The 3256-nt window shown below is 66.4% G+C and carries 4 protein-coding genes; all 4 read right to left on the reverse strand.

All coding sequences use genetic code 11. The annotated features are described in order from the left end of the window. Positions 1 to 727, reverse strand: a 727-nt coding sequence (locus tag VEK15_04440; protein ID HXV59920.1) for a V-type ATP synthase subunit B, incomplete at its 3' end; no start/stop codon positions are given. A 5-nt stretch (positions 728 to 732) separates the two neighbouring features. After that, the gene (locus tag VEK15_04445) at positions 733 to 2472 is read right to left on the reverse strand and encodes a V-type ATP synthase subunit A (protein HXV59921.1); all 1740 of its coding nucleotides are present in this window, start codon (positions 2470 to 2472) and stop codon (positions 733 to 735) included. After that, entirely contained in the window at positions 2469 to 2798 is a 330-nt protein-coding gene (locus VEK15_04450) for a V-type ATP synthase subunit F (GenBank protein HXV59922.1), read from the reverse strand. Before VEK15_04450 ends, VEK15_04445 begins: the two co-directional genes overlap by 4 nt. Next, positions 2795 to 3256, reverse strand: a 462-nt coding sequence (locus VEK15_04455) for a V-type ATPase subunit (GenBank protein HXV59923.1), incomplete at its 5' end; no start/stop codon positions are given. The genes VEK15_04450 and VEK15_04455, both read right to left, overlap by 4 nt.

Here is a 3256-nt window from a genome sequence, read left to right on the forward strand (position 1 = left end):
CGTGGTAGCCGCGCTCGAAAGCCAGAAACTCCGCCTCGGTGAGCGCGAACCGGGGAGCGAGCAAACGTTCGATGGTCGGGTCGCTCGCCTCGTTCAGATAGAGGATCGTGCGATCCATCGCCCCGCTCCGCTCGAATCGACGAACGAAGCTGTGCGTCTCGCGGGCCGTGATCCCGATGGCGACGAAGACGACGGCGAATTGCTCGCCGCCGCGAGCGCGGACGTTCTCGGCGATGAAAGCAGCAAGCTCCATCGCCGGGAGCCCTGCGGCGGAGAAGATCGGGAGCTTCTGGCCGCGGACGAGCGTGTTCATGCCATCGATGGCGGAGATTCCCGTCTCGATGAAGTCGGTAGGACGAAGGCGGCGGGCAGGATTCACCGGCGCTCCCCAGATCGGCAGCACCGCCTCTCCCACGGCCGGTCCGAGTCCGTCGACGGGCTCGCCCACCCCATTGAAAGCACGGCCGAGAAGCTCGCGACCGACGACGGCCTTGGCGACGTCGCCGCTCAGGGTGACCTCGACTCGTGCGGGCGCGAGACCGTAAGTCTCTTCGAGTACCTGAATGACGGTGACGTCCTCGCCCGCGTCGATCACCTGGCCGCGCCAGGACGTGCCATCACGAGGAGAACGGATCGTGACCCACTCGCCCAGACGCACTCTCCGCGTCCGCTCGAGATAGAGGAGCGGACCGGATAGAGCCGAGGCCCCACGGTAGGTTCGCGCCATAGCGGTCACCGATCGGCCCCCATGTCGTCGATGGCCGTCCGCACCGCTTCGGCAAGAGCCTCGCTGTCCTCGGGCGCGGCGGTTCGCAGAGACACGAGTCCTTCCCAAACCCTCTCTCGCCGGAGCCGGTCGAATGGAACGCCGGACTCGACTGCTCCTTCGGCCTCGTGAAAGAACCTCAACACGAGAGAGGCAAGCCGATGGGTCTTCTCGACGCTCGAGCTCGCGTCGTGGGGATGGAATGCGTTCTGGCCGATGACGACTTCACGCACGAGCCGTCCGGTCTCGAGCACGAGCCGGTCGCGATCCTGGAGGGCCTCGGCACCGACCAGGCTCGCGATCTCCCGCGTCTCGCGCTCGCGGTGCAGGACGGAGAGTGTCTCGCCGCGAATCCTGGGCCAGTCGCTCCCCCCCTCACGAGCGAACCACGGCATGAGGAGCTCCGCGTAAAGGGAGAAGCTCGCCTCCCAGTCGACCGCGGGAAACTGCCTCTGATGGGCGAGCGCCGGGTCCAGCGCCCATAGGTTCCCGACGACGCGCAGCGCCGCCTGCGTCACCGGCTCGGAGAAGTCACCACCGGGCGGCGAAATCGCGCCGATGAAGGTGAGGGACCCTTCCCGTTCGGGTGTCCCCAGACACATCACTCGGCCGGTGCGCTCGTAGACTTTGCTCAGTCGATTCGCGAGATAGGTCGGGTAGCCCTCCTCACCCGGCATTTCCTGCAGGCGCGAGCCGATCTCGCGGAGAGCTTCGGCCCATCGCGACAGGCTGTCGGCCATCACCGCGACCCGGAGCCCGAGATCGCGATAGTACTCGCCGAGCGTCATGCCCAGATAGATCGAAGCCTCGCGAGCGGCGACCGGCATGTTCGAAGTGTTAACGACCATAATCGTTCGATCGAGGAGCGAACCTCCCGTCCTCGGATCGGAAAGGCGGGGAAGTTCTTCGAGAACGTCGGCGATCTCGTTGCCGCGCTCACCGCATCCGACGAAGATCACGATGTCGGCGTCGACGTACTTCGCCAGAGATTGTTCGATGACCGTCTTGCCGGTTCCGAATCCGCCAGGCACGGAGACGCTCCCGCCCTCGGCGACGGGAAAGAGAAAATCGAAGATGCGCTGGCCCGTGAGAAGCGGTCGATCTGGCGGAAGCCGCCGACTCACCGGCCGCGGCCGGCGTACCGGCCACTCGTGCGCGAGTCGGAGAGGCGCGCCGTCCTCGAGCTTCCCGATGACATCCACCACGTTGAACTCGCCGGGAACGAGCTCAGCAATCGTCCCGGCGACACCGGGCGGTACGACAACCGGGAGCATCATCCCTGTCCGCTCCTCGATGCGCCCAAGAACGTCACCCTGGGCCACCCGACAGCCCGCTTCGAGCGAGGGCACGAAGGAGAAGCGCCTGACAGGATCAAGGGTCGAAGCGACGACCCCGGGCGCGATGAAATCCCCTGACATTTCGGCCAGTCGAGCCAGTGGGCGACCGATGCCGTCGAGGATCGTACCGAGGAGACCGGGACCGAGCTGCGCCGTGAGCCCGCGACCGAGTGGCTCGATGGGCTCTCCGAGCTCGAGCCCCGCGGTCTCCTCGTAGACCTGCAGCGTCGCGCGCTCACCTTCGACTCGGATGACTTCGCCCAGGAGGCCCTTCCTCCCGACGCGTGCTAGCTCGTGGACGAAGACACCGGCGATGGGCTCGGCTTCGACGAGGGCGCCGGTCACGCGCGAGACGCGGGCATCGCTCATCGAAGCCTCACGCGATATCCAATGGCCCGGCTGAGGATCTCGACGAGGTGGGCCTCGGCTTCCTCAGCCGACTCGGTCCAGCTCGGTCCGGGAAAGGGCACGGTGATCGGCACCGGCCGCCGTTCGAGAGCACGCTTCGCCGTGTCCGAGAGGGCGTCGTAGAAAACGTCTTCCACGAGGAGAACACCGATGTCCGGGCGCGAAGCGAGCTCGACGATGAGCTCCGCACCCTCCCTCGGCGTGCTGGCCCGAGCAGTCGGGACGCCCGCGAGCGCGAGCCCGAGCGCGGTCTCGGGACGGCAGACGACACGAACCAGCGAGCTCACCGAACACTCACGAGGTCCTGCGCCGTCGGTGAAGCTCCGAAAGCCAGCGACCATGCGAGCTGTCTCAAGTCGATCGCCTCCGCCCTTACCCGTAGCACATGAGCAAAGATCGTCACGACCGACAGAGGCTCACGCCTCGCTCTCGAGACGTAAGAACGCAGCCGCTCGCGAAAGAGGACCAGCTCGATGTCCGAAAGCGAACGGCCGGACTCACGGAAAATCCGGGCGAAGGGTGTCGCCGCGAAGGCACCCGCGAGAGGCTCGAGGTTTCCCGAACGAGCCGCCTCGGAGAAGCGCTCGATGCCCAGCCGACGTCCGCCTTCGATGAAGCAGATCTCGGGCTCGACGCCGCTCGCATGACGGGAGACCACGATGGCAGCGAGCGCATTCTCCAGATCGATCGTCTCCCAAGCGATCTCTCGAAGCTCTCGTCCCCGCCATCGCACCCCGCTCATGGC

Source organism: Vicinamibacteria bacterium (genome assembly GCA_035620555.1).
Lineage (GTDB): Bacteria > Acidobacteriota > Vicinamibacteria > Marinacidobacterales > SMYC01 > DASPGQ01.

What these genes read in the sequence shown, in the direction of transcription:
- VEK15_04445 (HXV59921.1), bottom strand. Translation starts at nt 2,472, where the DNA reads ATGAGCGATGCCCGCGTCTCGCGCGTGACCGGCGCCCTCGTCGAAGCC.